Annotated in this window: 2 protein-coding genes and 1 pseudogene; 2 read left to right on the top strand and 1 reads right to left on the bottom strand. The window is 37.2% G+C overall.

Going from position 1 to position 2,740, the window contains the following annotated elements:
- A pseudogene (locus FTT84_RS17430) lies at positions 1–97 on the top strand (IS1 family transposase); the annotation flags it as partial.
- A 320-nt stretch (positions 98–417) separates the two neighbouring features.
- Positions 418–1,593 carry a lipid-A-disaccharide synthase gene (gene lpxB / locus FTT84_RS17425; protein WP_180081982.1) on the top strand — a complete coding sequence of 392 codons (1,176 nt, stop codon included), beginning with the start codon at positions 418–420 and terminating at the stop codon, positions 1,591–1,593.
- Between the two features lie 59 nt (positions 1,594–1,652).
- Here lpxB and FTT84_RS17420 read toward each other — a convergent pair whose 3' ends face one another.
- A complete protein-coding gene (locus FTT84_RS17420; RefSeq protein ID WP_067766389.1) occupies positions 1,653–2,603 on the bottom strand; it encodes an AraC family transcriptional regulator in 951 nt (316 codons plus the stop codon).
- Between the last annotated feature and the right edge of the window lie 137 nt (positions 2,604–2,740).

Below are 2,740 nucleotides of genomic sequence, written 5' to 3'. Positions count from 1 at the left end.
CGGTTTTAGAAAGAGTTGTAATTTCTCCAAAAAGATTGAAAACCATTTTAAAGCCTTCGACTTAACCTTTTTTTACATCAATAATGGTTTCATTTAATGTCAGCATACTTTTTGAAACACCACCAAAGATTGTTTGCAATGAATATCTTTTTATTGCTTCAGTGTTTGTATATTCTTATTTTTGTGTAATTGATAAGTCAAAATGAAGAAAATAGATAACAAAAATGAAAAAAGTAAATATTTATTTTTTGAGTTTAAATTTGCTGTTTGATCAATTGATTTTAATCCTTCTTTAAAATAGGAATAAGAAAATATTTGTATGGGTTTAATCATTAAACAAATTTAAAAGCATTCGAATGCCAAGACTAAATATAAAAACACTATGGTAAAATACAGCAAAATTAAGAGGACATGCACTTGCTAAATCGGAAGCTAAAAATAGGTATTGTGGTCGGAGAAGTTTCCGGTGATACATTGGGTGCAAAACTCATCCGTAGTTTTCGTGAGCAGGGGATTGATGCCGAGTTTGAAGGCATTGGTGGTCCACAAATGATCGCTGAAGGCTTTAAAAGTTATTTTCCGATGGATATTTTATCGGTCATGGGCATTGTTGAAGTTTTAAAAGACATTAAAAAACTTTTTGCAGTGCGTGATGGTTTGGTCGATACATGGACAAAAGAGCCTGTCGATGTATTTGTCGGCATTGATGCACCAGATTTTAATTTAAGACTGTCTAAAAGCCTGAAACAAAAAAATCTACCGATTAAAACCGTGCAATATGTCAGTCCTTCAGTATGGGCGTGGCGTCAAGGCCGTGTGCACGGAATCAAAGCCAGTATTGATTTGGTACTGTGTCTATTTCCATTTGAAAAAGCCTTTTATAAAAAATGGGACGTACCAGCAGCATTTGTCGGACATCCATTGGCAAGCCAGCTCCCTTTAGAAAATCCAATAGCTGCGGCCCAGCAAGAACTTGGTTTGGATCAAAGGACCAAGCACATTGCATTGTTGCCAGGAAGTCGTCGCGGTGAAATTGAGCGATTGGGGCCATTGGTTTTGTCTGCAGCAGAGATCATTAGCAAAAAGCATCCTGAATATATCTTCTTAATTCCAGCCATTAATGATGCGCGTAAGCAACAAATCGAGGCTTTGTTACAGCAATATCCTGAAGCTTTACAAACGAAAGTCCGCATAATGGAAAATACTGACACCGAATCTAAAATTGGTCGTCAAGTGATGAATGCATCGAATATTGTGGCTTTGGCATCGGGTACAGCGACATTAGAAGCCATGTTATTACACCGTCCAATGGTAACGTTTTATAAGCTGAATTGGCTGACGTATCATGTGGTGAAATTTTTGATCAAAATTCCTTATTATTCTCTACCCAATATTATTGCGGGTAAAAAGGTCATTCGAGAATTGATTCAGCATGATGCTACACCTGAAAATTTGGCGTCTGAAATTGAAAAATTGATGAATATTGAAACTGCGCAAATTCAGTCGATGCAGCATTTGACCATGCATAAGCAATTATTGGCAGGTAACAGTGAAGATCCAGTGCAATCTATCTTGAATACATTAAATCAATAATGCGTTTGAGTTGAATGAATGTGTTCCTATTGTTTCGTTTTACATTAGATGTGGGAATTTTAATTCACTGATATTTTTTGTACTTGAAACTGCTGTCGATACTGTGTTGGTGTGAGGTCATAAAACTTTTTAAAAGTTTGGCTAAAAGCTGTTTCAGATGAATAACCAACACGATAGGCAATTTGCTGAATGGTAAGTTGGCCCATTTTTAAATGTTGTGCAGCCAGACGTAAACGGTGCTGTTGCAAATAGGCCAATGGAGTTTCGCCAACTATCTGCGTAAATAAACTCGCAAATTTTGAACGCGACATACAGCATTGTTCAGCCAGACTTTCTACCGTCCATGGCTGTTGTGGTTGTTCATGAATGGCGGCCAGTGCATTCGATAGTTCAGGGTGACTGAGTGCATGTAACCAGTTACTTGAGTTTGGCATTGCCGCAATATAATCACGTACACATTCTATAAATAAGATACTCACTAAATGATCCAAAATTTTGTCGCGGCCTGGGCGGATTTGATTCACTTCGACAGCTAAAAACTGCAAGCCGATTTGCAGCCATTCTGGTGCAGTGCTGCTCATAATATGTTGAATATGCAAAACATTCGGTAATGCATTAAACAGTGGTCGCGCCATAATGCTGTCGACATGCCCCCGAATTGCAAGCATCAACAATTCTTCAGTTGTGTCTGATTCAGACGGATTTAAATCTACAGTTTTATGTCGCTTTTCTTGAAAGAGCGGTGTGATATTGAGTGACTCAACTAAAGGATCAATATGAATAGATCGGCATTGATGATTTTGGCCAGATGGAATTAAGCATAAATCGCCAGCTTCAAGTTGAATCTGTTCGTTGTTAAGTTGTACTAGGCACTGACCCGATATAACTACATAGGCAATCATTGCGCCATGATCTTGGAACTGAAATGACCACGCTTGTTTAGATTTTAGATAAATATATTCTGAACGGTGTAAATGAATATCATCAAAAATTTTACTTAAAGCATCCATATTTCAAATATTGGTGGTGTATCAAAAAGTATGCTAAAAAAAAGCAGGTTGAATTTTGATAAAATAGAGAAATGCAAATAACTCTAGAAATCAAATGTCCAACCTGCCTCAGTGACAGTATAAAGAAAAATGGCATC

Origin of the sequence: Acinetobacter sp. YH01019 (genome assembly GCF_013420285.1) — a bacterium.
GTDB lineage: Bacteria > Pseudomonadota > Gammaproteobacteria > Pseudomonadales > Moraxellaceae > Acinetobacter > Acinetobacter gandensis.
This window is presented reverse-complemented; position numbering and strand designations above follow the sequence as displayed.